Raw genomic sequence first — 23441 nt, 5'->3', positions numbered from 1 at the left:
GCAGCGCGACGCTTTCGCCCCTCGCGGCCGTTTCGACGGCGCGCCCGCTCGCGCATGCACCGGCGCGACGCCGGCCGGGCGCACCGGTGCGCCGCGCGGCCGGGGGAGGCAGCCATGGCGTTCGACGTGATCGTGGTGGGCGGCGGGATCGGCGGCGCGGCGCTGGCGGGCGCGCTCGCCCGCGGCGGGCGTGAGGTGCTGGTGCTCGAGCGCGAGCCCCGGTTCCGCGACCGGGTCCGCGGGGAGAACCTCCTGCCCTGGGGGGTCGCGGCGGCGCGGCGCCTCGGGATCCACCACGACCTCGTCGGCGCGGGCGGGATCCCCATCCCGTGGTTCACGAACTACGCGGGCGGCCAGGTGGTCCGGCGGCGGCACCTGCCGTCCACCACGCCCGGCGCGGACCCGGCGCTGGACGCCTACCACCCGGCCATGCAGGAGGCGCTGCTGGCGCGCGCCGCGGCGCGCGGCGCCACGGTCCGGCGCGGCGCGACGGTGGTGGCGCTGGCGTGCGCGGACGATCGGCCGCCCGCGGTCACCTGGACCGAGGGCGGCGTGCGCCGGACGGAGGCGGCCCCGGTGCTGGTCGCGGCGGACGGGCGCGACTCGCGCGCGCGGACCTGGGCCGGCTTCGACGTCCGGCGCGAGCCCGAGCTGCTCGAGATCGCCGGCGTGCTGGTGGAGGAGTCGGCCGCGCCCGAGGACTCGATCCACCTCGCGTTCGGCGACGGGATCGCGATGCTGCTCGGCCCGCTCGGCGGCGGCCGTGCCCGCCTGTACTTCGTCTCCCCGGCCGCCGCGGGCCGGCCGGCCCTGACCGGCGACCGCCGCTTCGGCGCGTTCGTGGAGGCCTGCCGCGCCACCGGCGTGCCCGCGGCGTGGCTGGCGCGCGTCCGGCAGGCGGGGCCGCTGGCGCAGTTCTCCGGGGCCGAGCGCTGGGTGGACCACCCCTGCCGCGGCGGCGTGGCGCTGATCGGCGACGCGGCCGCGTCGTCGGATCCGAGCTGGGGCTGCGGCCTCGCGCTCACGCTGGTGGACGCGGAGCGGCTCGCGGCCGCGCTCGGCGCGGGCGGCTCCGACGCCGAGGCGCTCGAGCGCTGGGCCGGCGAGCACGACGCCTACGCGGGCGCGCTCCGGCGCATCCTCGACGCCATGGACCGGCTGGTCTGGACGCCCGGGCCCGAGGCGGAGGCGCGGCGGGCGCGGGTGCTGCCGCGCCTGCTCGCCGGCGATCCCGCCCTGCCGGATCCGGTGGGGCTGGGACCGTTCGGCCCGTCCGACGAGGCGGCGATCCGGGCCCTGCTCGACGAGCCGGAGCCGCAGGCGCAGCTCGGGCTGGCGTAGCGCCGTCCCGGGACGAAGAGGCCCCGACCGCCTGGCGGCGATCGGGGCCCCGGATCCTGCTCCGCGGCGAGCCGCGGCGGTCGCTACTTCAGCGTGGCGACCAGGTCCTTCACGGCCTTGACGGACTTGTCCATCATGGCCTGCTCCTCGGCGTTCAGCTTGAGCTGGAGGACGCGCTCCGCGCCGCCCGCGCCGATCACCACCGGCACGCCGACGTAGAGGCCGTCCACGCCGAACTCGCCCTTCAGGAAGGCGCAGGTCGGGAGCACGCGCTTCTGGTCCTTCAGGAACGACTCGGCCATCGCGATGGCGCTGGAGGCCGGCGAGTAGAACGCGCTGCCGGTCTTGAGGAGCGCGACCACCTCGCCGCCCGCGCCGCGGGTCCGCTTCACCATCGCGGCCATCACCTCGGCGGCCTTGGCGGCGCCGTACTTCTGCTCCAGCAGCTCCATCACCGGGACGCCGCAGACGCTGGTGTAGCGAACGAGCGGCACCATGTCGTCGCCGTGGCCGCCCAGGGTGACCGCGGTGACGTCCTTGACGGAGACGCCCAGCTCCCACGCGATGAACGCGGCGAAGCGGGCCGAGTCGAGCACGCCGGCCTGGCCGACCACGCGGTTGTGCGGGAACCCGGTGATGCGCTGGCAGAGCGTCACCATCGCGTCGAGCGGGTTCGAGATCACGATGACGAAGGCGTTCGGGGCGTACTGCTTGATGCCCTCGGCCACGGTCGTCATGATCTTCGAGTTCACCGCGATGAGGTCGTCACGGCTCATGCCCGGCTTGCGGGGCAGGCCGGCGGTGACGATCACCACGTCCGCGCCCTTGATGTCCTCGTAGGTGTTCGTGCCCTTGAGGCTGACGTCGAAGCCGTCGACCGGCGCGGCCTCGGCGATGTCCAGCGTCTTCCCCTGCGGCAGCCCCTCGACGATGTCGAAGAGGACCACGTCGCCCAGCTCGCGGAGCGCCGCGAGCTGCGCCAGCACGCCGCCGATCTGCCCACCGCCGATCAGTGCAATCTTGGACCTGGCCATGTTCGTCTCCCTCGCCTGACTGGTTGGATTCCTGCAGTTACGCCATCGCGTCGATGATTGCGTTCAGCGTCGCGCTGGGACGCATCGCCTTCCCGGTCTTCACCGGATCCGGCCGGTAGTAACCGCCCATGTCCACCGGCTTGCCCTGGGCCGCGAGCAGCTCCTGGTCGATCTTCGCGGCGTTGTCCGCCAGCTGCTTCGCGAGCTTCGCGAAGCGCGCCTGCAGCTCCTTGTCCTGCGACTGCGCGGCGAGCGCCTCGGCCCAGTACAGCGCCAGGTAGAAGTGGCTGCCGCGGTTGTCGATCTGGCCGACCTTGCGGGCCGGGGACTTGTTGTTGTCGAGGAACTTGCCGATGGCCTGGTCGAGCGTCTCGGCGAGCACCGCCGCCTTGGCGTTGCCGCTGGCGCGGCCGATGTGCTCGAGCGAGGCGCCCAGCGCGGAGAACTCACCCAGCGAGTCCCAGCGCAGGTACCCCTCCTTCACGAACTGCTGCACGTGCTTGGGGGCCGAGCCGCCCGCGCCCGTCTCGAACAGCCCGCCGCCGGCGAGCAGCGGGACCACCGACAGCATCTTCGCGCTGGTGCCGATCTCGAGGATGGGGAACAGGTCGGTGAGGTAGTCGCGGAGCGCGTTGCCGGTCACCGAGATGGTGTCCTGGCCCTTGCGGATCCGCTCCAGCGAGTAGCGCATCGCCTCGACCGGCGCGAGGATCTTGATCTCCAGGCCGCGGGTGTCGTGGTCGTTCAGGTACTTCTGGACCTTCGCGATCACCTGCGCGTCGTGGGCGCGGGCCTTGTCCAGCCAGAACACCGCCGGCGCGCCGGTGGCGCGGGCGCGGGTCACCGCCAGCTTCACCCAGTCGCGGACCGGGATGTCCTTCGTCTGGCACATGCGGAAGATGTCGCCCGCCTCGACCGCCTGCTCGAGCAGGGTCGCGCCGGCGCCGTCCACCACCCGGATCTTGCCCTTGCCGCTCGCGATGAACGTCTTGTCGTGCGAGCCGTACTCCTCGGCCTTCTGCGCCATCAGGCCGACGTTCGGCACGCTGCCCATCGTGGCCGGGTCGAAGGCGCCGTGCTTGCGGCAGTCCTCGATGATCTCCTTGTAGATCGTGGCGTAGCAGCGATCCGGGATCACCGCCTTGGCGTCCTGCAGCTTGCCCTCGGCGTTCCACATCTTGCCGGACTCGCGGACCACCACCGGCATGGACGCGTCGATGATGATGTCGTTCGGCGCGTGCAGGTTGGTGATGCCCTTGTCCGAGTCCACCATCGCGAGCGCCGGGCGCTTCGCGTAGGTCGCCTTGATGTCGGCCTCGATCTCGGCCTTCTTGTCGGCCGGCAGCGTCTCGAGCCGCTTGTACAGGTCGCCGAGGCCCAGGTTCGGGTTCACGCCGAGCTGCTTGAACGTCGCGGCGTGCTTCGCGAACACGTCCTCGAAGAACACGGTCACCGCGTGCCCGAACATGACCGGGTCGGAGACCTTCATCATGGTGGCCTTGAGGTGCAGCGAGAACAGCACCCCCTGGCGCTTCGCGTCCTCGATCTGCTCCGCCACGAACTTCCGCAGCGCGCGGACGTCCATGATGGTCGAGTCGATGATCTCGCCGTCGAGGAGCGGCGCGTCCTTCTTCAGCACCGTCACCGCGCCGTCCGGCGCCACGTGCTCGATGCGGAAGGTGGTGGCCTTCGCCACGGTGGTGGAGGTCTCGTGCCCGTAGAAGTCGTCCGCGGTCATGTGCGAGACGTGGGCCTTCGACTCGGGGTTCCACGCGCCCAGCTTGTGCGGGTGCTTCTTCGAGAACGCCTTCACCGAGAGCGGCGAGCGGCGGTCCGAGTTGCCCTCGCGGAGCACCGGGTTCACCGCGCTGCCCAGCACCTTGGCGTAGCGCGCCTGGACGGCCTTCTCGGCCTCGTCCTTGGGGGCCTCCGGGTAGTCCGGGACCGCGTAGCCCTTGCCCTGCAGCTCCTTGATCGCCTCCTTGAGCTGCGGGATGGAGGCGCTGATGTTCGGGAGCTTGATGATGTTCGCGTCGGGGCTCTGGGTCAGCTCGCCGAGCTGGGCGAGGTAGTCCGGGATCCGCTGCGCCTCGGTGAGCTTCTCCGGGAACGCCGCGATGATGCGGCCGGAGAGCGAGATGTCACGCGTCTGGACGTCGACGCCGGTGCCCTTGGTGAAGGCCTGGACGATGGGCAGCAGCGAGTAGGTGGCGAGCGCCGGCGCTTCGTCGATTTCGGTCCAGATGATCGTGGAGGTCTTCGTCGTCATTTTCCCTCGTCCTTGGCTTGCGTGATCCTCGTCGTCGGCGACCACCACGGCAGCGCCGGCCCCGTCCCGAGTGAGGTGCCCGACATGCCACGATTCCTCACGCGAGATCAATGATGGAAGTCACGGATCTTTGGCCGGAAAGTGGACTGCCAACGTCTACGAACAGCCCCGCCGCGCAAGGGATTCCGTGGGGCCTCCGGCGGCGCCCGGGCGCCCTCCGTCGCCACGCGTTCGGGCGCTCAGCCGCGCGCGCGCCCGGGACGCCCGGCGGCCCGCTCTGCATACCACCCGGACCGGCTGCGCGGCGTCCCGGCGGCCCGCCCCTCGGCGTCCGGCCGGGCGAGCAGGAGCTGGAACACGCTGATGCGCCCGAGCCGGAACCCGGCGGCGGAGGCGGCGAGGTAGAGCCGGTACAGGCGCGCCCGCCGCTCGCCCACCAGGCCGACCGCCTCCCCGTACCGCTCCTCCAGCCGCCCCAGCCAGGCGGCGAGCGTCTCCGCGTAGTGCTCCCGGAGGCACTCCAGGTCGCGCACCTCGAACCCGGCCCGCGCCGCCCGGGCGATCACCTCGGCGATCGGGACCAGCTCGCCGTCCGGGAACACGTAGCGCCAGATGAACCCGCCGCCGCGCTGCCCGGCCCAGGGCAGCGTCGGCCCCCGCCCGTCCACCGACGCGATGGCGTGGTTGAGGAACAGCCCCCCCGGCCGGAGCAGCCGGTGCACCGCCGCGAAGTACGCGTCGAGGCGGGCCCGCCCGACGTGCTCCATCATGCCGACGCTCGCCACCTTGTCGAAGGGCGCCTCGGGGCGGAGCGTCCGGTAGTCCTCCGGGCGCACCGCGAGGTCCGCCCGCCCGCGCAGGCGCTCCGCGCGCGCCTCGGCCGCGCGGAGCTGGTGGTGGCTGAGCGTGATCCCGGTGGCGCGCGCGCCGTGGCGGACGGCCGCGTGCTCGATCAGCGCCCCCCACCCGCAGCCCACGTCGAGGAACCGCTCGCCGGGCGCGAGCGCGAGCTTGCGGCACACCAGCTCCAGCTTGGCGCGCTGCGCCTCCTCCAGCCCCTCCCTGCCGGTCGGGAAGTACGCGCACGAGTAGACGAGGTCGTCGCCCAGGAACAGCCGGTAGAACGCGTCGGAGACGTCGTAGTGGTGCCGCACCGCGTCGCGGTCGCGGCGCACGCTGTGCCGGCCCCCGTGCAGCCGGGCCTCGAGCGGCGCCGGACCGAGCGCGTGGAGCGCGCGGCGGGCCAGGGCGCCCGCGATGGCCGCGGCGAGCGCCGGGTGCGGGCGGGGGCCGGTCCACCGCGCCGCCGCCTCCACCAGCGCGATGGCGTCGCCCTCCAGCTCGATGCGGCCGTCGAGGATCGCCTCCGCGAGGCGCCGCTCCGCGGCCGGGGGCACGAGCGCGTCGAGCGCGGCGGGATCGCGCAGGAGCACCACACCCCGGACGCCCGCGTCGCGCGCCGGCGGGAGCAGCGTGCCGTCCCAGAGCCGGACCGCGAACGTGCGGGACTCGGAGTCGAACATCGCCGCGGCGACCCGGGCCGGGTCCATGCGGGCAGCATATTCGAGCGAGTGGCCGGTGCGAGGGGCGCCGGCGGGGGCGCCGCGGCGGAGGGGCGCCCCCGCGGATGCCAGGCGCACCCGCGGGTTCGCCCCCGACCCGATCAGGCGTGTGGGCGAGCCTCCGGCCCGCGCGCCTCCGCGCCCGGCTGCGCGGTGGGCGCCACGCCCAGCTGGCGCATCAGCCCGAGCGCGTCCCACTGCGTCCACTCCTCCGCCACCTTGCCCGAGCGGAACCGGGCGATGGTGATCCCCTCGACCGTGCAGCGCGCCCCGGTGGGCGCGATGCCGAGCAGCGCCGCCCGGTGGGTGCCGGTCATGCGCCAGTGCGTCGTGACCGAGTCACCTTCCGTGAACGACGCGAGGAGCGTGGGCTTCAGGTCCGGGAACGCGTCGCGGTAGGCGCGGCACGTCTCCTTGGACTTCGCCAGGTCGGCGTCGCCGTTCACCGGATCGTGGCTCCGGTACCCGGCGTCGCAGAGCTCGTCGAACACCTCGAGGTTCCCCTTCCCCCACGCCTCCTCGAACAGCCGCCGGTGAGACTGCTTGATGTCCACGGCCATGGTTCGTCCTTTCACCTCCCCGGAGATCGTCGACGGGGGAGGCGGTCCTGAGGTAGGGCGTCGCCGCGGGGCGCGCGCCGTGAACGGCCGCTGACCCCCGCGATGAAGGACAGGTGGGATCCGCCGTCGGAGGGCTCACTGCGGATCGCGCAGCATCACCAGCAGCATCCGCGTGCGCGAGACGGCGTCCACCGCGTGCGGCACGTTCGCCGGCATGCGCGTGAGGCTGCCCGCCGGCGCCTCGACCGGCTCCCCGCCGATCGTGAGCGTCAGGGCGCCCTCCAGGACGACCACCAGGGCGTCGAACGGCGAGGTGTGCTCGGTGAGCCCCTGCCCCGCGTCGAACGCGAACAGCGTGACGTTGCTCGTCCCCTTCCTGGCGAGCACGCGGCTGGCGATGCCGTGCTCGGCGTAGCCGAGCAGCTCGACGAAGCGGTGCGACACGGCGGGCGGCAGCAGGTCGTCCTTGGCCATCGGAGCTCCTCGTCGTCCCCGTCGCGGCGCCGCCTCGCGGCAGGCGGCCGGGGCGTCATCGATCGTTTGCGTAGCAACGCTTCGCGTCACGCCGCACCTCGGGCGCTCCGTGCATGGTACGCCCCCGCCGGCCCGTTGCCACCTCCGCCGCAGGACGAACAGGAGAGCCCCTTCCCGCCGTCCCGTTCCCCCCGGAGGCTGCATGCCGCTCACCCGCCGTTCCCGAATCGCCGCAGTCACACTCGCCACCGTCGCCGCCGCCTCGCTCGGCGCCGCCTCGCTCCAGGGCGGCAGCCGGGCCGCGGTGCGCGACGTCACCGTCCACGAAGGGACCAACGTCGCGGTGACCGCCTCCCCCGACGGGCGCGACCTGGTCCTGGATCTCCAGGGCGTGCTCTGGTCGCTGCCGCGCGGCGGCGGGGAGGCGCGGCGCCTCACCGACGGGCTGCTCGAGCCCGCCCGCCCCGACTACTCGCCGCGCGGCGACCTGGTGGCGTTCCAGGCGTACGCGGGCGGGACGTTCCACATCTGGACCATGCGGCCCGACGGCACCGAGGTGCGCCAGCTCACCTCGGGCCACGGCGACGACCGCGAGCCGCGCTTCTCGCCGGACGGGACGCGCATCGCGTTCTCCTCCGACCGCGCCTTCCAGGGCAGCTACGACGTGTGGGTGGCCGACGTGGCGACCGGCGCGCTGACGCGCTGGACCGAGGCGTCCGCCGACGAGTTCGAGCCCGCCTGGACGCCGGACGGCGGCGAGATCGCGTTCGTGAGCGGCGCCGGCTCGACCGGCACCGCGATCGAGGCGGTGGACGCGGCCGGCACCCGCCGCACGCTCGCGACCGCGCCCGCCGGCGCGCGCCTGAACTCTCCGTCGATCTCCCCCGACGGCGCGCACCTCGCCTGGATCCAGTTCGCCGCGAACCGCAGCCGGCTCGTGGTGGACGGCGCGCCCGCCTCGCCGTTCGAGGACGTGTTCCCCTTCCCGGCCCACTGGCTGTCCGCGCGGACGCTCCTCTACACCGCCGACGGCGGCATCCGCGTGACCGATCTCGACGCCGGCACCAGCGAGCAGGTCGCGTTCCAGGCGACGTTCCGGCTGGTGCGCCCGGCCTGGGAGCGCAAGCGCTTCGACTTCGACCGCACCGCGCCGCGCCGGGCGCTCGGCATCGTCGCGCCGGCGCTGTCGCCCGACGGCACGCGGGTGGTGTTCCAGGCGCTGAACCGCCTGTGGCTGATGGACGTGGGCGGGGCGCCGCGCCCGCTCACCGAGGGCCCGTACTACGCGCAGGATCCGGCCTGGTCGCGCGACGGGACGCGCCTCGCGTACGCCTCGGACAAGGGCGGCACCGCCGACCTGTACGTGCTCGACGTGGTCACCGGCGCGGAGCAGCGCGTGACCTCGCTGCCCGGCGCGGAGGTGGCGCCGGCGTGGTCGCCGGACGGCGGGCGGCTCGCGTTCCAGGACCAGGCGGGCGCCACGCACGTGCTCGACCTCGCCACCGGCGCGGTGCGCCAGGTGGTGGCGCCGCTGTTCGCGCCGGGGCGCCCGAGCTGGTCCGCGGACGGGCGCACGCTGGCGCTCGCCGCGCTGAAGCCGTACACGCGCCGCTTCCGCGAGGGCACCAGCCAGATCCTCACCGTGGACGTGGAGTCCGGCGCGACGCGCTACCAGGAGGCGGCGCCGTTCGAGTCGCTGAGCACCCGCGGCGACGACGGCCCGGTGTGGTCGCCGGACGGGACCGCGCTCGCGTTCGTGATGCAGAGCACGCTGTGGGTCATGCCGGTGGACGCGTCCGGCCGCGCCGCCGGGCCGGCGGTGCGCATCACCTCCGAGCCCACCGACGCGCCCACCTGGAGCGGCGACTCCCGCCGCCTGCTCTACCTGTCGAGCGGCACGCTGCGGATGGTGGCCCGCGAGGGCGGCGCGCCGGCGACCGTGCCGGTCGAGCTGCGCTGGCGCCCGGAGCGTCCGGAGGGCACCGTGCTGGTGCACGCCGGGCGGCTGTGGGACGGCCGCGGGCCCGAGGTGCAGCACGACGTGGACCTGCTCGTCGCCGGCAACCGGATCCGCGCCATCCTCCCGCACCGCGCCGACGCCCACGCGCGCGCCGCCGCCCAGGGGCAGCGCGTGGTGGACGCGTCGGGGCTCACCGCCATCCCGGGCCTGTGGGAGTCGCACACGCACGAGTGGATCAGCGGCAAGTTCTACGGCGCACGGCTCGGCCGGCTGTGGCTGTCCTACGGCGTGACCTCGGCCCACTCGCTCGGCGATCCGGACTACCGCGCGGTGGAGACGCGCGAGGCCTACGCCTCGGGGGCCCGCGTCGGCCCGCGGTTCTTCGCGAGCGGCGAGGCGATCGACGGCGAGCGCGTCTACTACAACTTCATGCGCCCGACCACGACCGACGCGCAGCTCGACCTCGAGCTCGCGCGCGCCAAGGCGCTCGACTACGACATGGTGAAGACCTACGTGCGCATGAAGCACGAGTGGCAGGCGAAGGCCGTGCGCTTCGCGCACGAGGAGATGGGCGTGTGGGTCGGCTCGCACTACATGCTGCCCGGCATGTCGTACGGGATGGACGGCCAGACGCACGTGAGCGCCACCACCCGCCTCGGCTTCGCCTACACCCGCTCGTCGGGCGGGGTGAGCTACGGCGACGTGCGCGCGCTGTTCGCGCGCTCCGGCATGTTCGACATCTCCACCACCTTCAACTCCTCGCTCTACGCCGAGGACCCGGCCATGGTGGACGACCCGCGCCTGCTCGCGCTGAACACGCCCTGGGACCAGGTGCTGCTGCGCGGGAAGCGCGATCGCGCGCTCACCACCGACCAGACCGTCAGCCTCGAGAGCCTGCGCCGGGAGGAGGAGACGCTCGCGGCGGTGCTGCGCGCCGGCGGCACCATGCTCGCCGGGACCGACTCGCCCATCGACAACGTCGCGACCGCGCTGCACCTCAACCTGCGCGCGCAGGTGAAGCTGGGCGGCCTGGCGCCCTGGGAGGCGCTGCGCACCGCCACCGCCCTGCCCGCCCGCGCGTTCGGCGTGGACGCGGACCTCGGGACGCTCGAGGCGGGCAAGCTCGCCGACGTGGTGTTCGTGCGCGGCGATCCGCTCGCCGACGTGGCCGACGCGGCCAACGTGGAGCTGGTGATGAAGAACGGCCGCCTGCACACGGTCGCGGAGCTGATGGCGCCGTTCAACGGCGGCGCCGCGGCGTCCGCGTCCGCCGTCGGGCACCGGCGGCTGCCGGCGGCGCCCGGGGTGGCGGTGACGCCGGCGCGGTGGTGGCACGATCCGGAGGCGATGGTCGAGGAGGACCACCGGTAGCGGCCCGGCGGGCGGAGCCCGCCCCGGCCTCACCGGCCGGCGGCGGGCTCCACCCCGGGGGTCCCGGCTCGCCGCGCCTCGCCGCGGGCCGGGGCCGGGGCCGGCGCGGCCAGCGCCAGCAGCAGCGCGGCGGCGGACGCGGAGAACACGGAGTAGTCGAGCGGCGACTTCGGGCCGAACGAGATCCCCATGGCGGCGCCGAACACCGCCAGCAGTCCGGCGCTGGCGAGCGCCACCCAGCGCAGCCGCACGCCGGCGAGGAGCGCGAGGCCGAGCGTGGTCTCGGCCACGGTCGCCGCGCGCGCCAGGAACGGCGCGAGCGCCGCGGGCAGGAACGCGTTCACCTCGGCGGTGTAGCGCACGAACGCGTCGAAGTCGTTGTGCCCCCAGAGCCCGAGCCGGCTGCCGACCGCGGACAGGAACGCCGCCGCCAGGGCCAGGCGCGCGTACACGATGGCCCAGCGGGCCGCGCGGCCGGTCATCGGTCGGCTCCGCGCCCGGCGAGCACGCCGCGGTAGAAGGCCGCGATGCCGGAGGTGGTGCTCCGCTCGGCCACCCCGCCCTGCGGGTCGAGCGTCTCCATGGCGCCGCGCACGGTCACGAAGATCACCACCGGCTCGTCGCCCACCGCCATCCAGCTGTCCACGTTCCCGGGCGGCTCGTACACGTAGCCGCCGGGGCCGACCACCTCGCCGGTGTCGAGCAGCTTGCGGTGGCCGGCCAGGTTGAGCGCGTGGACCTCGTCCTCGTGCCGGTGCCGCGGGACCAGGGTGCCGGGCTCCAGGCGGAGCAGCAGCGCGCGCGTGTCGCCGTCCGCCGAGCCGCGCAGGAGCTTCAGGGAGAAGCCGGGCGACACCTCGGCCCAGGGCAGGTGATCGGTTCCGTCCGGGTGGTTCGGTTCGTGGGTCATGCCCTCCAGGTAGCGGCCGGAGTGGCTCCCTCACAGGTCCACACTGGCGAAATCCGATGGATCCATTACCGTCCGGGACCGTGGACCTGCACGTCTCCCTGCACCGCCGCGGCCGGCTCGCCGCCGACGCCTACCGCCAGCTCCGGGAGGCCATCCTGGACGGGCGCCTGCGCGCCGGCGAGCGGCTCCCCGCCACGCGCGACCTGGCCCGGCGCCTGGACGTCTCGCGCAACACCGTGCTGCACGCGTACCAGCGGCTCGCGGCGGAGGGCTACCTGGTCGGCCGCGCGGGCGCGGGGACCTACGTGGCGGAAGGGGTCCGCGCCGACGCCGGCGGCCGGCGCGCGCCCGCCGGCGCGGCGCTGCGGCCGCGAGCGGGCTGGGCGTCGATGCCCGCGCCGGCGGCCCCGCCCCCGCGGCCCGCGCCCTACGACTTCCAGGTCGGCGCGCCGGACCCGGCGCTGTTCCCGTGGGACGCCTGGCGCTGGCGGGTGTCGCGCCAGCTCCGCGGCCGGCGGGCGAAGGCGGGCTACCCGCCGCCCGAGGGCGATCCCGGCGCGCGCGCGGCGGTGGCGCGCCACCTGGGCGTGGCCCGCTCGGTGCGCGCCGGCGCGGAGGACGTGATCCTCACGTCCGGCGCGCAGCAGGCGCTCGATCTGGTGGGCCGGGTGCTGCTCGCGCCCGGCGACCGCGTCGCGCTCGAGGATCCGGGATATCCGCCCGCCCGCGCCGCGTTCGAGGCGCTCGGCGCGCGCGCGGTGCCGGTGCGGGTGGACGCGGAGGGCCTGGTGGTGGAGGCGCTGCCCGCGGACGTGCGGCTCGTCTACGTCACGCCGTCGCACCAGTTCCCGCTGGGCATGCCCATGTCGCTGCGCCGGCGGCAGGCGCTGCTCGCCTGGAGCGAGCGGACCGGCGCCGCGATCGTCGAGGACGACTACGACAGCGAGTTCCGGTTCGACGGCCGGCCGCTCGAGCCGCTGCAGGCGCTGGATCGCCAGGGGCGCGTCGTCTACGTGGGCTCGCTGTCGAAGGTGCTGCTGCCGACGCTGCGGCTCGGGTTCCTGGTCGCCCCCGCCTCGCTCGTCCCGGCGCTGCGCGCCGCGAAGGCCCTGGCGGACTCCCACGGGCCGCTCGAGCTGCAGCGCGCCCTCGCCGAGCTGGTGGACGACGGGCTCCTCGCGCGCCACGTGCGCCGCGTGCTCCGGGTGTACCGGGAGCGCCGCGACCGGCTCGCCGCCGCCGTCGAGCGCCACCTCGCCGGCCGCGTCATCGCGCTCCCGGCCTCGGCCGGCCTGCACTGGAGCTTCCTCCTCGCCGACGCAGGCGCGGACGAGGCGGGGGTGGTCCGGCGCGCGCAGGCGCTGGGCGTGGCCGTCCAGCCGCTCGCGCCGTACCACGCGCGGCCGGGGCGGCCCGGCTTCGCGCTCGGCTACGGGATCATCCCCGCGGCCCGGATCGACGAGGGCGTCCGCCGGCTGGCGGCGGCGCTGGAGCCGCCGCCCGCCCCGCGCCCGCGCCGGTGAGCCGCCCTATCCGCGCTCCGGCCCGCCGCGGTCGTGCCCGCGCCCGCCGCGATCGCCGCCGCGGTCGCCGCCCCGATCGCCGCGGTCGGGTCCGCGATCGCCGCCGCGCTGCGGCGCGGGGCCGGCGTCGCGCCCCGGCCCGCCGCGGTCGTAGCGCGGGGCCGCGGCGCCGCCGCGCTCCTGCGGGCGACCGCCCGGGCCGGCGCGATCCGGCCCGCCGCCGCGATCGTACCGCTGCTCCGGCTGCTGCCGCTGCCACCCGTCGGCGCGGCCGCCGGGACCGCCGGGGCCGCGCGCCGGCTGCGGCTCGCCCCGGCTCCAGCCCTGCGCGTCGTGCGGGCGCGCGGCGGGGCCGCCGCGGTAGCCGGGGCCCGGGCCCGGGTCGTGGCGCCGCGAGAAGTCCTCGCGCGGGCGGTACCCGTAGCTCGTGCTCCGGATCGAGCGCTGCTGCTCGACGGCGCGCGGGTAGCGATCGCCCGAGTAGCCGCGCTGGTACCTCGGCAGCGGGGCGGGGCGCGGCACGGCGCGACGGTCCCAGCGATCCCAGCCGGCGCGGCGGTGCTCCCAGTCGTGGCCGTAGTGGTGGCCCCAGCGCGGCGGCGCGGCGGCGTGCCAGCCGCGGAAGTACGGCGGGGGGGCGCGGTAGTAGCGCACCGGCACGCGGAGCACGTAGGCGGGCACGTAGTACGGGTCCACGGCGTCCCACGGGCCGTCGTACCAGCTGCTCGCGTACCAGGTGTCGTCCGCGTACACCCAGTACAGCCCGTCGTAGAAGAAGTAGTTCGCCGGGAGGCGCGGGGCGTAATAGACCGGGTAGCCCGGCACCGCGACGAGCTCCGGGTACGCGGGCACGTTGATGCCGATGGAGACGCCGGGCGCCGTGATCCCGATGCCCACGCTGACCTGGGCGCGGGCGGGGGCCAGCGGGGCGAGCAGCAGCGCGAACGCGACGGGCAACCAGCGCATCTCGACCTCCTGTCGGAGCCGCGGCCCTCCAGCGGGCCGGACGAGCACCGATGGAGGGACGAACCGGCGAACCCGGGGATTCATGCCCCGCCGCGCGATCCCCGAGTTTCCGCGTGCGCCGGCCCCACACCGGCGCCGCGCGGCGCCGATGTGGTCCGGCGCATCCGTCAGACGCCGCCCGCCTGTGCGCCCTTGCCCCGCGCGGCGGCGAGCGGCCCCGCCGCCCACGCGAGCCCGAGCGCCGCCGAGGCCGCCAGGATGAGCGTCGCGGCCGGGCCGCCGGTCGGCTTCATCGCCATGAGCGCGAGCACGCCCACGCCGAGCGCGGCGCGGAGCCGGAGCGAGGCGTCGAGCGCGGGGCTCGCGAGCCGCGCGCGCAGCGCCGGCGACAGCTCCGGCCCGCGCTCCTGCCGCACCGCCGGGCCGATCCGCTTCAGCCACCGCCCCGTCACCGCGCCGCCGAGCGCGCCCATGAGCACCATGCCGGCGAAGCCGCTCGCGATCCAGGGCGCGTGGCCCCAGACCGACACCGTCATCCAGATGCCCGAGGCGAGGATGGCGAGCATGGCGAGCTGGCCGAGGCGCCCCGGCAGCGCGAGCTGCCCGAGCCAGGTCCGCGCCTCGTCCAGCGTGGCGGCGCGCCGGAGCCGCGCGATCGCCACCGCCTCGATGCCGCCGGCCACGCCGAGCAGCACCGCCCCGGCGACGTGGGCGAACACCGTGATGGGATAGATCCAGTCCATGATGGTCTCTCTTTCGCCTCAGGGCGCGTGAATCGATCGTGCCCTCACGGCTCGGTGCCCGAGGGGAGCTGCGGGTGGAGCGGCACGTTCACCGGCGCCTCCAGCCCCACCGGCCGCGCCGCGAGCGCCTCCTTCCGGTGGTCGCGCGCGATCAGCACGTAGATCGACGGGAGGAAGAGCAGCGTGAACGCGGTGCCCACCGTCATGCCCGCGACCAGCACCAGGCCGATGCTGTTGCGGGCGTGGGCGCCGGGGCCGGTCACGTAGGTGAGCGGCAGGTGCCCGAACACGGTGGCGAAGGTGGTCATGAGGATGGGCCGCAGGCGCGTGACCGCCGCCTGCCGCACCGCCTCCACCTTCGACAGCCCCTGCTCCTGGAGCTTGTTCGCGAACTCGACGATGAGGATGCCGTTCTTCGCGACCAGGCCGACCAGCGTCACCAGGCCCACCTGCGAGTAGACGTTGAGCGTGGTGGTCCAGCCGTCGGTGAAGAACGGCATCTGCGGGTTCGGCATCTTCAGGAACACCAGCGCGAGCGCGCCGAACATGCCGAGCGGCACCGAGCCGGCCAGGATCACGAGCGGGTCCCGGAAGCTGTTGAACTGGGCGGCCAGCACCAGGAAGATGAGCACGATGGCCAGCAGGAACGCGGGGAGGAACTTGTTCCCCTCGGTGCGGAGCTGGCGCGACTCGCCGGTGTAGTCGATCACGTACCCGGCGGGCAGGATCTTCCCGGCCTCGTCCTCCAGGTACGTCAGCGCCTCGTCGAGCGGGCGGATGGCGACGCCGCTCAGCTTCACCGCGTTCAGCTGCTGGAAGCGGTTCAGCGAGCGCGGCGTCACCTGGTCGCGGATCCGGGCGATGGACGCGAGCGGGATGAGCCGCCCGTCCGGCCCGGTGACGTGGATGTCCTCGAGCTGCTCGGGGTTGAGCCGCTCCGAGCGCAGCAGCTGCGGGATCACCTTGTAGCTGCGGCCGCCCACGTTGAAGCGGTTCACGTAGTTCCCGCCCACCGCGGAGCCCAGGTCCTGGCCGACGGTCCGCAGGTCGAGGCCGAGCTCCGCCACCTTCTCGCGGTCCAGCTCGATCTCCGAGGACGGCTGGTCGATCTTGACGTCGATGAGCGGCGGGAACGCGAAGATGCCGCTCTTGGCCGCCTTCTCCTGGAGCTGCTGCGCGAACCCGAGGATCTCCTGGGTGTCGGCGGTGGAGGCGAGGACGATCTCCACCGGGAAGTTGCCGCCGCCGGGCAGCGCCGGGGGGAGGATCGCGAACGTCTGGATGCCGGGGATGACCGCGAGGCGCCCCTGCACCTCGTGCAGCACCTCGGCCGCGGTCCGGCTGCGCTCGGTCCAGGGCTTCAGGCCGACGCCCCAGAAGCCGCCGGTGGGCTGCGTGATCTGGAACGTGAACCCGGCCTCCGGCATCTCCATCAGCGAGCGGTTCACGGCCTTGGTGTTCGGCACGAGCTGCTCGAGGGTGGAGTTCGACGGGGTGTTCACGATCCCCATCACCACGCCCTGGTCCTCGGTGGGCGCGAGCTCTCGGGGCGCCATGGTGAACATGGCCCCGACCAGCAGGATGATGGCGACCCAGGCGGCGTAGATGGCGCCGCGCGCCTGGAGCGACTTCTCCAGGTGGCGCGCGTAGACGTCCCGCACCCGCTCGAAGCCGCGCTCCAGCAGGCGGGCCAGGCCCTTCGCCTCCCCGCCCTCGCGCAGCAGGTGCGCGGACATCATGGGCGAGAGCGTGAGCGCGACCACGCCGGAGATGGTCACCGCGCCGGCGAGCGTGAGCGCGAACTCGCGGAACAGCGAGCCGGTCAGGCCGCCCTGGAACGCGATGGGCGTGTACACCGCCGCGAGCGTGATGGTCATGGCGATCACCGGGCCGACCAGCTCCCGGACGCCGGCCAGCGCCGCCTCCATCCGCGTCTTCCCCTCGCGCAGGTGGCGCTCCACGTTCTCGACCACCACGATGGCGTCGTCCACCACCAGGCCGACCGAGAGCACGATCGCGAGCAGCGTGAGCAGGTTCAGGGTGAACCCGAACGCCTGCATCAGGAACACCGCGCCGACCAGCGACACCGGGATGGCCACCACCGGCACCAGCACCGAGCGGAGCGAGCCGAGGAACAGGAAGATGACGATCACCACGATGACCAGCGTCTCGGCCAGCGTGTGCTCGACGTCCTTGATGGCGTCCTGGATGTAGGCGGTCGCGTCGTACGCCACCACCGCCTTGATCTGCTCGGGGATCTGCGTCTGCATCGCGCCCATCTCGGCGCGCACGCGCTTGATCACGTCGAGCGAGTTCGCGTCGGGCAGCGCCCAGATGCCGACGAACACCGCGGTCTCGCCGGTGAAGTTCACCTCGGCGTCGTAGTCCTCCGCCCCCAGCGCCACGTCGGCCACGTCGCCGAGGCGGACGATGGCGCCGTCGCGCTCGCGCACCACCAGCTGCTGGAACTCGCGCACCGAGCGGAGGTCGGTGTTGGCGGTGAGGTTCACCTGGACCAGCGAGCCCTTCGTCTGCCCGACCGCCGCCTGGTAGTTGTTGCGGGCGAGCGCCTCGCGCACCTGCGCCGGGCTGACGTTGAGCGCGGCCATCCGGTCCGGCCGCAGCCAGACGCGCATCGCGAAGGTGCGGGCGCCCAGGATGTCGGCCCGCTGCACGCCCTCGATCGAGGAGAGGCGCGGCTGCACCACGCGGACCAGGTAGTCGGTGATCTCGTTCTGCTTCAGGAACTTGGACGAGAAGCTCAGGTACGCGGAGGCGAACTGGCTGTCGGCGGTCTCGATGCCGACCACCGGCACCTCCGCCTCGGGCGGCAGGTCGCCGCGCACCTGGTCGATCTTGGAGCCGATCTCCGCCAGGGCGCGGTTCGAGTCGTAGTTCAGCCGCAGGCGCGCCCGGATGATGGAGACGTTCTGCTTGCTCTCCGACTCCAGGTAGTCGATGCCGTCCGCGGAGGCGATGACGCGCTCGAGCGGCGTGGTGATGAAGCCGCGCACCAGCTCGGCGTTCGCGCCCACGTAGGTGGTGGTGACGGTGATCTGCGCGTTCTCGCTGCGCGGGTACTGCCGCACGTTCAGCGTGCGGATGGCCTGCAGGCCCGCGATGACGATGACGAGGTTGACGACGACCGCGATGACCGGGCGCCGGACGAACAGGTCGGTGAGCTTCATCTCAGTTCTCCGTCGGCTTCGGCGCGAGCTGCGCGCGCGGCGCCAGCGAGTCGTTCACCGCCACCGCGGCGCCGTTGCGCAGCTTGAAGACGCCGCTGCTGACCACGGTCTCCCCGCCCTTCAGGCCGTCGAGCACCGCCACCAGGTCGCCGCGCCGCTCGCCGGTACGGACGAACTGCTGGCGGGCCACCAGCGTCGGCTTGCCGTTCGCGTCCTTCTTCTGCTCGATCACGTAGACCGAGTCGCCGTAGGGGGCGAACATCACCGCGGTGGCGGGGATGGTGAGGACCTTGTGCTTGTCCGCCGACAGCACTGCCACGTTCACGAACATGCCGGGGCGGAGCCGCCCGTCCTTGTTCGGGAAGGTGGCGCGCACCCGCACGTTGCGGGTGACCGGGTCCACCTCGGGGTTCACGGTGGTGATCTCGCCGGTCCAGTCGGCGCGCGGGAACGTGTCCGTCCGCAGGCGCACCTTCTGCCCCGCCGCGAGGTCCACCAGCGCCTGCTGCGGCAGCCAGAAGTCCGCGTGGATGGGCGTCACCGACTGCAGCGACGCGATGGGGCTGCCCGGCGACACCACCTGGCCGAGCTCCACCTGGCGGATGGAGATGCGGCCGTCGAACGGCGCGCGGATGGTCTTCTTGGCGATGATCGCCTGGAGGTTGCGGACGGTCGCGTCGGCCTGCTTCGCCTTGGCGTCGGCCGCGTCCAGGTCCGCCTGCGCGTTCGCCTCGCCCTGCCGCAGCCGCTGGGCGCGCTCCAGGTTGACCTTCGCGAGCGCCGCGTCGGCGGTGGCCGCGGCGAGCTGCGCCTCCTCGGCCGAGGTGTCGAACCGGACCAGCACCTGGCCGCGGCGCACGTTGCTCCCCGACTCGAACGCGATCTGCCGCACGGTGCCGGGCAGCTCGGCCGCGAGCGTCACGCCCTGCACCGCCACCAGCGAGCCGACCGCGGCCCGGGTGGCCTCCCACTCGGTCGCCTCGACCTTCGCCGACGTGACCGACTCCGGGGGCGGCACGAACGCCTCGCCGGCGCGCACCATGGTGACGATCTGCCCGGCCTTGACCCCGACCAGGATGGCGAGCACCACCACCAGGCCCACCGCGAACACTGCCCACTGCTTCTTGCTCTTCATGTGCGCTCCTGCTGGAAGACGAGTGTGAAGGTCTGGGCGTGACGCCCGGTCATGGGGAGGCCCGCGGGGAGTCCCGCGGGGGCTCCCGCGCGTCGAGGAGGTTCCGGCCGGCCGCGAGCCGGAGCTGCGCCCGCGCGTCGGACACCTCGGCGTCCGCCTGGATGCGGGCGGCGGCGGCGTTGAACGCGTCGCGCTGCGCCTGGAGCAGGTCGAGCTGGTCGGCCGCGCCCGCCTGGTAGCGCTCCAGCGCCAGGCCGGCGGCGCGCTGGCTCACCTCCGCCTGCACGCGCGCCGACCGGCTGCGCGCGATGTCGGTGCGGACGGTCATCCACGCGCTGTGGACGTCGTCGTGCGCCGCGAGCCGCGCCCGCTCCTCGCGCGCCCGGGCGCCGTCCGCGACGGCGTCCTGGGCGCGCATGTTCGCGAGCGTGGTGAGGTCGAACGACCAGCTCAGCGACACGACGGCCTGCCAGGTCCGCTCGTGCCCGGCCAGGCCGGTGTAGTCCGTCGCGTGCTCGGTGGCGCTCGCGGAGAGGCTCGGCACCAGCACCAGCCGCCGCGCCCAGGCCTCCCGCTCCTCGGCCACGCGCGCGCGCACCGCCGCCGCGATGGCCGGGACGTCCTCGTCGCGCGCCTGGAACGACTCGATGGGCGCCTCCTCGTGCAGGTCGTCGCCGAGCGCGACCTCCCCCTCCAGCTCGGGCTCCATCCCGCTCAGCGACCGGAGCGCGCGCGCGGCGAGCGACACCTGCAGCTCGGCGGTCGCGACCTGCTGGACGTTGCGCTCCACCTCGGCGCGGGCCCGGTCCACGTCGAGCAGCGCCGTGGAGCCCGCCCCGTGCCGCGCCTCCGCGATCCGCAGGCCGGCCCGGGAGACGTCCAGCGCGCGCCGCGAGGCCTCGACCAGCGCCCGGCTGGCCACGAGCTGGTGGTACTCGCGCGACACGAGCGACTGCACGCGCAGCTCGGTGGCGTCCTGCTGCTCGGCGGCGGCGCCGGAGGCGGCGCGCGCCGCGCCGATGCGCGCGAAGGTGGCGAGGTCGACCAGCGGCACGTGGACGGTCGCGTAGCCGTCGAGCTGGTCGCGCGGCGTGAGGACCACCGGCCCGGTCGCGCTCTGGATGCGGGTCTCGTACTGGTTGCGGGTGTACGTCCCGAGCAGCGACACGCCGGGCAGCGCCCGGCCCAGGGCCGCCTGCGTGCCGGCCGACGCCTGCGCGCGGGCCGCGCGCGCCTCGGCGTTGTCGGGGCTGGCGTCGCGCGCGCCGCGCAGGAAGGACTCGAGCGGCTGCAGCGCGCTCGCCCGCCCGGCGAGCGTGAGGACCGCCGCCGCGAGACCGAACTTGAGGATTCGAAGATGGAGGCTCGACATGGTTCGCCGGCGACCTTGCACCGGTCGCGCCAGCGCTCACGCCACGCGCGAAACGCAAGGACTCCGCGGGATCCGCGCGTGCCCGGGCGCAGCGCCCCCGCGCCGCCGTACCGAGGTCCGACGGGGCCGCTCAACCGTTGAGCACCGCGTTCGGGTACGCGGGCGCGATCCGGCGCTCAGCGGACGGCGCCGGCGGTCGCCGCAGCGCCCTCGCCGGCGTCGGCGACGAGCTCGTAGCGCCGCAGCCGCTCGGTGAGCGTGTTCCGGCTGATGCCCAGCCGCCGCGCCGCCTCGGACTGGTTCCCGCGGACGGCGGCCATGGTGCGCGCGATGACGGCGCGCTCCAGCTCGTCGAGCTGCTCGCGGAGCGTGCGCGTCTCCTCGCCGCCCCGGGCGATGGCGGCCGGCCGGTCCGCCGGGACGCTGGTCGCCTCGAACGCGTCGGGGCCGATCTCGCCCCCGCCGCTCAGGGCCACCATCCGCGCCACCACGTTCTCGAGCTGCCGCACGTTGCCGGGCCAGTCCGCCTCGACCAGCCGCTCGATCAGGGCCGGCGCGAGCCGCACGTCCTCCGACCCGAAGCGCTCGGCGTAGCGCAGCGCGAACTCGTGGGCCAGCGCCGGGATGTCCTCGCGGCGATCCCGGAGCGGCGGGACGGTCAGCTCCACCACCGCCAGCCGGTAGTACAGGTCCTCGCGGAACCGCCCCGCCTGCACGTCGGCGCGCAGGTCGCGGTGCGTGCACGCGACGATCCGCACGTCCACCCGCTCCACCCGGCCCGAGCCGACCGGCTGGATCTCGCCCTCCTGCAGCGCCCGGAGCAGCTTCGCCTGGATCCCGAGCGGCAGCTCGCCGATCTCGTCCAGCACCAGCGTCCCGCCGTCGGCCTGCGCGAAGAACCCGGGGCGCGCCTGCACCGCGCCGGTGAACGCGCCGCGCACGTGGCCGAACAGCTCCGCCTCCGCCAGGTCGGCCGGGATGGCGCTGCAGTTGAACCGGACGAGCGGCCCGGCGGCGCGCTTGCTGAGCGCGTGCAGCAGCGTCCCGACGAGCTCCTTGCCGGTGCCGGTCTCGCCGCGCACCAGCACGGTGATCTCGCGCGCCGCCACCCGCGCGGTGGCGGCCAGCACCTGGCGCATGTTGGCGGACTCGAACACCAGCCGCCGCCCGATGGCGTGCTCCACCGTGAGCTGGCGGTTGCGCTGGCGCAGGATCCGCGCCTCCAGCGCGCGGCCGATGGCCAGCGCCAGCTCGTCCACGTCGAACGGCTTCGGCACGTACTCGTACGCGCCCGCCTTCATGGCGCGCACCGCCAGGCGCTCCGAGCCGTGCGCGGTGAGCAGGATGACCGGCAGCCACTCGTCGCGCTCGCGCACCGCCTGGAGCAGCGCGAGGCCGTCCATCTCCGGCATGGAGAAGTCGGTCACCAGCACGTCGGCGCGCTCGAGCTGCTCCAGCGCCTCCGAGGCCGAGCACGCGAGCACCGGCTCCCAGCCGCGGCCCTGCACCAGCTCCTTGAGCGCGGCGCGGACCGACGGCTCGTCATCCACCAGCAGCACGCGCGACATCCCCGCTCCTCTTCGCGGCGCGCGGCAACGTGACGAGCACCTTCGTCCCGCTCCCCGGCTCGCTCTCGTAGCGCAGGGTACCACCGTGCTGCACGATCACCGCCCGCGCCAGCACCACGCCCAGCCCGGTGCCGTCGTCGCGGGTGGTGAAGAACGGGGTGCCGATGCGCCGGAGCGTCTCCGGCGGCATCCCGCGCCCGGTGTCCCGCACCACCAGCTCGATGTCCTCCCCGGACAGCTCGCGCGCCTCCACCACCACCTCGCCGCCGGCCGGCGTGGCCTCGATCGCGTTCGCCACCAGGTTCAGCAGCGCCTCCTTCAGGCGGCGCGGGTCCGCCTCGAGCGACGCGTCGCCGCGCGCGTAGAGCCGCACCCGGGCCTCGTCGGCGCGGGCGGAGAGGACCAGCAGCGTGTCGGAGACGAGCGGCCCGAGCGCCACCTGGCGCGGGTTGACCGACTGGAGCGGCCGGTTGAACGAGAGGTAGTTCTGGATGATCTCCTGCATCCGCGTGACCTCGCGGTCCACCACCTCGAGCCGCTCGTGCGAGGCCGCCTCCGCCGGGCTGCGCAGCCCGAGCTGGACGAGCGCCTTCACGCCGGTGAGCGGGTTCTTCAGCTCGTGCGCCACCTTGGCCCCGACCTGCTCCAGCCCCTGCGCCCGGCTGAGCGCGTCGGAGACCATCTCGGCGCGGGCGCGGGCCACCTGGTCGCGCTTGCGCCGCGTCTCCGCGTGCGCCGGCGCGAGCAGCGCGCCGACGCCGAGCACGCTCACCACCGTGAGCACGCCGCGCTGGAGCGCGGGCAGTTCCGGACCGGCGACCGCGTCCGGCAGGAGCGCCAGCACGGCGCCGCCGAGCGCCGTCGCGGCGAGCAGCCCGCGCGTGGCCACGCGGTCGCCCACCACCGAGACCGCCACGAAGTAGGACCCGAGGAACGGCAGGATGAGCGGGCTCTGCTCGCCGCCGGTCACCGCCGCCGCGAGCGCGGTCGTCAGGAAGAACGACGCCTGTCCCAGGACGACGTAGAGGGCGATCCGGTCGAAGGTCGCGTTGACGCACCGGCTGGCGTCGCCCCGCCGGCAGCCGCGCACGCCGACCTGCTGCAGGGCGCCGCCCGCCAGCACCACGCCGATCCTCCAGGGCGCGTAGCCCGCCCACGCGAGCACCCCCGCCGCCGCGAGGTAGTAGGCGATCGCGAACAGATCCTCCCGGCGCGGCCACCGGTCGGCGCGCTCCCGCGACGGCGCCGCCGCCGTCATCGGACAGGGCGGCGCGGAGGCGACCAGCGGGTGTGTGCGCGGAGGGGCGACCACGTCTCCGGAGCGAAAGGCAAGTTCCGGGCCGGCGGAGAGGACTCTGACCATGGCCCGGCTCGATTAACCCGGCCCTGAACGCACGCGCTCGCCCCGGAACGTGACCAACGGCCGTTTCCGCCGCGCCGCGCAGAACTCCAACAACCTGCTCAA

17 protein-coding genes are annotated in these 23441 nt (G+C 74.5%); 3 read left to right on the top strand and 14 right to left on the bottom strand.

The features are described from left to right. Positions 1–114: 114 nt before the first annotated feature. Positions 115–1341, top strand: coding sequence for an NAD(P)/FAD-dependent oxidoreductase (locus ANAEK_RS08275; protein WP_012525697.1), 1227 nt, complete (start codon positions 115–117; stop codon positions 1339–1341). An 83-nt stretch (positions 1342–1424) separates the two neighbouring features. Here ANAEK_RS08275 and mdh read toward each other — a convergent pair whose 3' ends face one another. The 5 genes from mdh to ANAEK_RS08250 all read right to left on the bottom strand — a co-directional run bounded on the left by mdh (position 1425) and on the right by ANAEK_RS08250 (position 7240). After that, the gene (mdh, locus tag ANAEK_RS08270) at positions 1425–2375 is read right to left on the bottom strand and encodes a malate dehydrogenase (protein WP_011421278.1); all 951 of its coding nucleotides are present in this window, start codon (positions 2373–2375) and stop codon (positions 1425–1427) included. 37 nt (positions 2376–2412) lie between these two features. Continuing rightward, entirely contained in the window at positions 2413–4644 is a 2232-nt protein-coding gene (locus ANAEK_RS08265) for an NADP-dependent isocitrate dehydrogenase (RefSeq protein WP_012525696.1), read from the bottom strand. A 239-nt stretch (positions 4645–4883) separates the two neighbouring features. Beyond that, on the bottom strand, positions 4884–6194 hold the full coding sequence (locus ANAEK_RS08260; RefSeq protein ID WP_012525695.1) for a cyclopropane-fatty-acyl-phospholipid synthase family protein: 1311 nt from the start codon (positions 6192–6194) through the stop codon (positions 4884–4886). 113 nt (positions 6195–6307) lie between these two features. Beyond that, entirely contained in the window at positions 6308–6766 is a 459-nt protein-coding gene (locus tag ANAEK_RS08255) for an ester cyclase (protein ID WP_012525694.1), read from the bottom strand. Positions 6767–6901: 135 nt separating this feature from the next. Beyond that, complete coding sequence (locus ANAEK_RS08250) at positions 6902–7240, bottom strand: cupin domain-containing protein (RefSeq protein WP_012525693.1); 339 nt, start codon at positions 7238–7240, stop codon at positions 6902–6904. A gap of 202 nt (positions 7241–7442) precedes the next feature. Between ANAEK_RS08250 and ANAEK_RS08245 the strand changes: the two genes are divergently transcribed. Then, positions 7443–10571: an amidohydrolase family protein gene (locus ANAEK_RS08245; protein WP_012525692.1), complete on the top strand. Its 3129-nt coding sequence runs from the start codon at positions 7443–7445 to the stop codon at positions 10569–10571. 29 nt (positions 10572–10600) lie between these two features. Here the strand turns inward: ANAEK_RS08245 and ANAEK_RS08240 are convergent, their stop codons facing one another. Beyond that, positions 10601–11053, bottom strand: a complete 453-nt coding sequence (locus tag ANAEK_RS08240; protein ID WP_012525691.1) for a MauE/DoxX family redox-associated membrane protein — start codon at positions 11051–11053, stop codon at positions 10601–10603. Next, complete coding sequence (locus ANAEK_RS08235) at positions 11050–11481, bottom strand: anti-ECF sigma factor ChrR (protein ID WP_012525690.1); 432 nt, start codon at positions 11479–11481, stop codon at positions 11050–11052. Before ANAEK_RS08235 ends, ANAEK_RS08240 begins: the two co-directional genes overlap by 4 nt. A gap of 56 nt (positions 11482–11537) precedes the next feature. On the opposite strand from ANAEK_RS08235, the gene ANAEK_RS08230 reads away from it, so the two are divergent. After that, positions 11538–13004, top strand: coding sequence for a PLP-dependent aminotransferase family protein (locus tag ANAEK_RS08230; protein ID WP_012525689.1), 1467 nt, complete (start codon positions 11538–11540; stop codon positions 13002–13004). Positions 13005–13010: 6 nt separating this feature from the next. Here the strand turns inward: ANAEK_RS08230 and ANAEK_RS08225 are convergent, their stop codons facing one another. The 7 genes from ANAEK_RS08225 to ANAEK_RS08195 form a co-directional block, all read right to left on the bottom strand. After that, positions 13011–13970, bottom strand: a complete 960-nt coding sequence (locus ANAEK_RS08225) for a hypothetical protein (RefSeq protein WP_012525688.1) — start codon at positions 13968–13970, stop codon at positions 13011–13013. 167 nt (positions 13971–14137) lie between these two features. Beyond that, a complete protein-coding gene (locus tag ANAEK_RS08220; RefSeq protein WP_012525687.1) occupies positions 14138–14713 on the bottom strand; it encodes a hypothetical protein in 576 nt (191 codons plus the stop codon). A 44-nt stretch (positions 14714–14757) separates the two neighbouring features. Then, positions 14758–17901 carry an efflux RND transporter permease subunit gene (locus ANAEK_RS08215; RefSeq protein ID WP_012525686.1) on the bottom strand — a complete coding sequence of 1048 codons (3144 nt, stop codon included), beginning with the start codon at positions 17899–17901 and terminating at the stop codon, positions 14758–14760. A gap of 1 nt (position 17902) precedes the next feature. Then, a complete protein-coding gene (locus ANAEK_RS08210; protein WP_012525685.1) occupies positions 17903–19036 on the bottom strand; it encodes an efflux RND transporter periplasmic adaptor subunit in 1134 nt (377 codons plus the stop codon). A gap of 49 nt (positions 19037–19085) precedes the next feature. Beyond that, positions 19086–20408 carry a TolC family protein gene (locus ANAEK_RS08205; protein WP_012525684.1) on the bottom strand — a complete coding sequence of 441 codons (1323 nt, stop codon included), beginning with the start codon at positions 20406–20408 and terminating at the stop codon, positions 19086–19088. Between the two features lie 176 nt (positions 20409–20584). Beyond that, on the bottom strand, positions 20585–21976 hold the full coding sequence (locus tag ANAEK_RS08200; RefSeq protein ID WP_012525683.1) for a sigma-54 dependent transcriptional regulator: 1392 nt from the start codon (positions 21974–21976) through the stop codon (positions 20585–20587). Beyond that, positions 21951–23234: a nitrogen regulation protein NR(II) gene (locus ANAEK_RS08195; RefSeq protein ID WP_232288403.1), complete on the bottom strand. Its 1284-nt coding sequence runs from the start codon at positions 23232–23234 to the stop codon at positions 21951–21953. The genes ANAEK_RS08200 and ANAEK_RS08195 overlap by 26 nt, the downstream gene beginning before the upstream one ends. Between the last annotated feature and the right edge of the window lie 207 nt (positions 23235–23441).

The organism is Anaeromyxobacter sp. K, from assembly GCF_000020805.1.
GTDB classification, from domain to species: domain Bacteria; phylum Myxococcota; class Myxococcia; order Myxococcales; family Anaeromyxobacteraceae; genus Anaeromyxobacter; species Anaeromyxobacter dehalogenans.
Note: the sequence above shows the minus strand (reverse complement) of the source record. Positions and strands in the feature narration are given on the sequence as shown.

Bases quoted from the DNA above. Each gene is read 5' to 3' on its own strand.
- ANAEK_RS08210 (WP_012525685.1), bottom strand. From the start codon at position 19,036: ATGAAGAGCAAGAAGCAGTGGGCAGTGTTCGCGGTGGGCCTGGTGGTG.
- ANAEK_RS08245 (WP_012525692.1), top strand. From the start codon at position 7,443: ATGCCGCTCACCCGCCGTTCCCGAATCGCCGCAGTCACACTCGCCACC.
- ANAEK_RS08265 (WP_012525696.1), bottom strand. From the start codon at position 4,644: ATGACGACGAAGACCTCCACGATCATCTGGACCGAAATCGACGAAGCG.
- mdh (WP_011421278.1), bottom strand. From the start codon at position 2,375: ATGGCCAGGTCCAAGATTGCACTGATCGGCGGTGGGCAGATCGGCGGC.
- ANAEK_RS08215 (WP_012525686.1), bottom strand. From the start codon at position 17,901: ATGAAGCTCACCGACCTGTTCGTCCGGCGCCCGGTCATCGCGGTCGTC.
- ANAEK_RS08260 (WP_012525695.1), bottom strand. From the start codon at position 6,194: ATGGACCCGGCCCGGGTCGCCGCGGCGATGTTCGACTCCGAGTCCCGC.
- ANAEK_RS08205 (WP_012525684.1), bottom strand. From the start codon at position 20,408: ATGTCGAGCCTCCATCTTCGAATCCTCAAGTTCGGTCTCGCGGCGGCG.
- ANAEK_RS08195 (WP_232288403.1), bottom strand. From the start codon at position 23,234: ATGACGGCGGCGGCGCCGTCGCGGGAGCGCGCCGACCGGTGGCCGCGC.
- ANAEK_RS08250 (WP_012525693.1), bottom strand. From the start codon at position 7,240: ATGGCCAAGGACGACCTGCTGCCGCCCGCCGTGTCGCACCGCTTCGTC.
- ANAEK_RS08230 (WP_012525689.1), top strand. From the start codon at position 11,538: ATGGATCCATTACCGTCCGGGACCGTGGACCTGCACGTCTCCCTGCAC.
- ANAEK_RS08200 (WP_012525683.1), bottom strand. From the start codon at position 21,976: ATGTCGCGCGTGCTGCTGGTGGATGACGAGCCGTCGGTCCGCGCCGCG.
- ANAEK_RS08240 (WP_012525691.1), bottom strand. From the start codon at position 11,053: ATGACCGGCCGCGCGGCCCGCTGGGCCATCGTGTACGCGCGCCTGGCC.
- ANAEK_RS08235 (WP_012525690.1), bottom strand. From the start codon at position 11,481: ATGACCCACGAACCGAACCACCCGGACGGAACCGATCACCTGCCCTGG.
- ANAEK_RS08255 (WP_012525694.1), bottom strand. From the start codon at position 6,766: ATGGCCGTGGACATCAAGCAGTCTCACCGGCGGCTGTTCGAGGAGGCG.
- ANAEK_RS08275 (WP_012525697.1), top strand. From the start codon at position 115: ATGGCGTTCGACGTGATCGTGGTGGGCGGCGGGATCGGCGGCGCGGCG.
- ANAEK_RS08220 (WP_012525687.1), bottom strand. From the start codon at position 14,713: ATGGACTGGATCTATCCCATCACGGTGTTCGCCCACGTCGCCGGGGCG.
- ANAEK_RS08225 (WP_012525688.1), bottom strand. From the start codon at position 13,970: ATGCGCTGGTTGCCCGTCGCGTTCGCGCTGCTGCTCGCCCCGCTGGCC.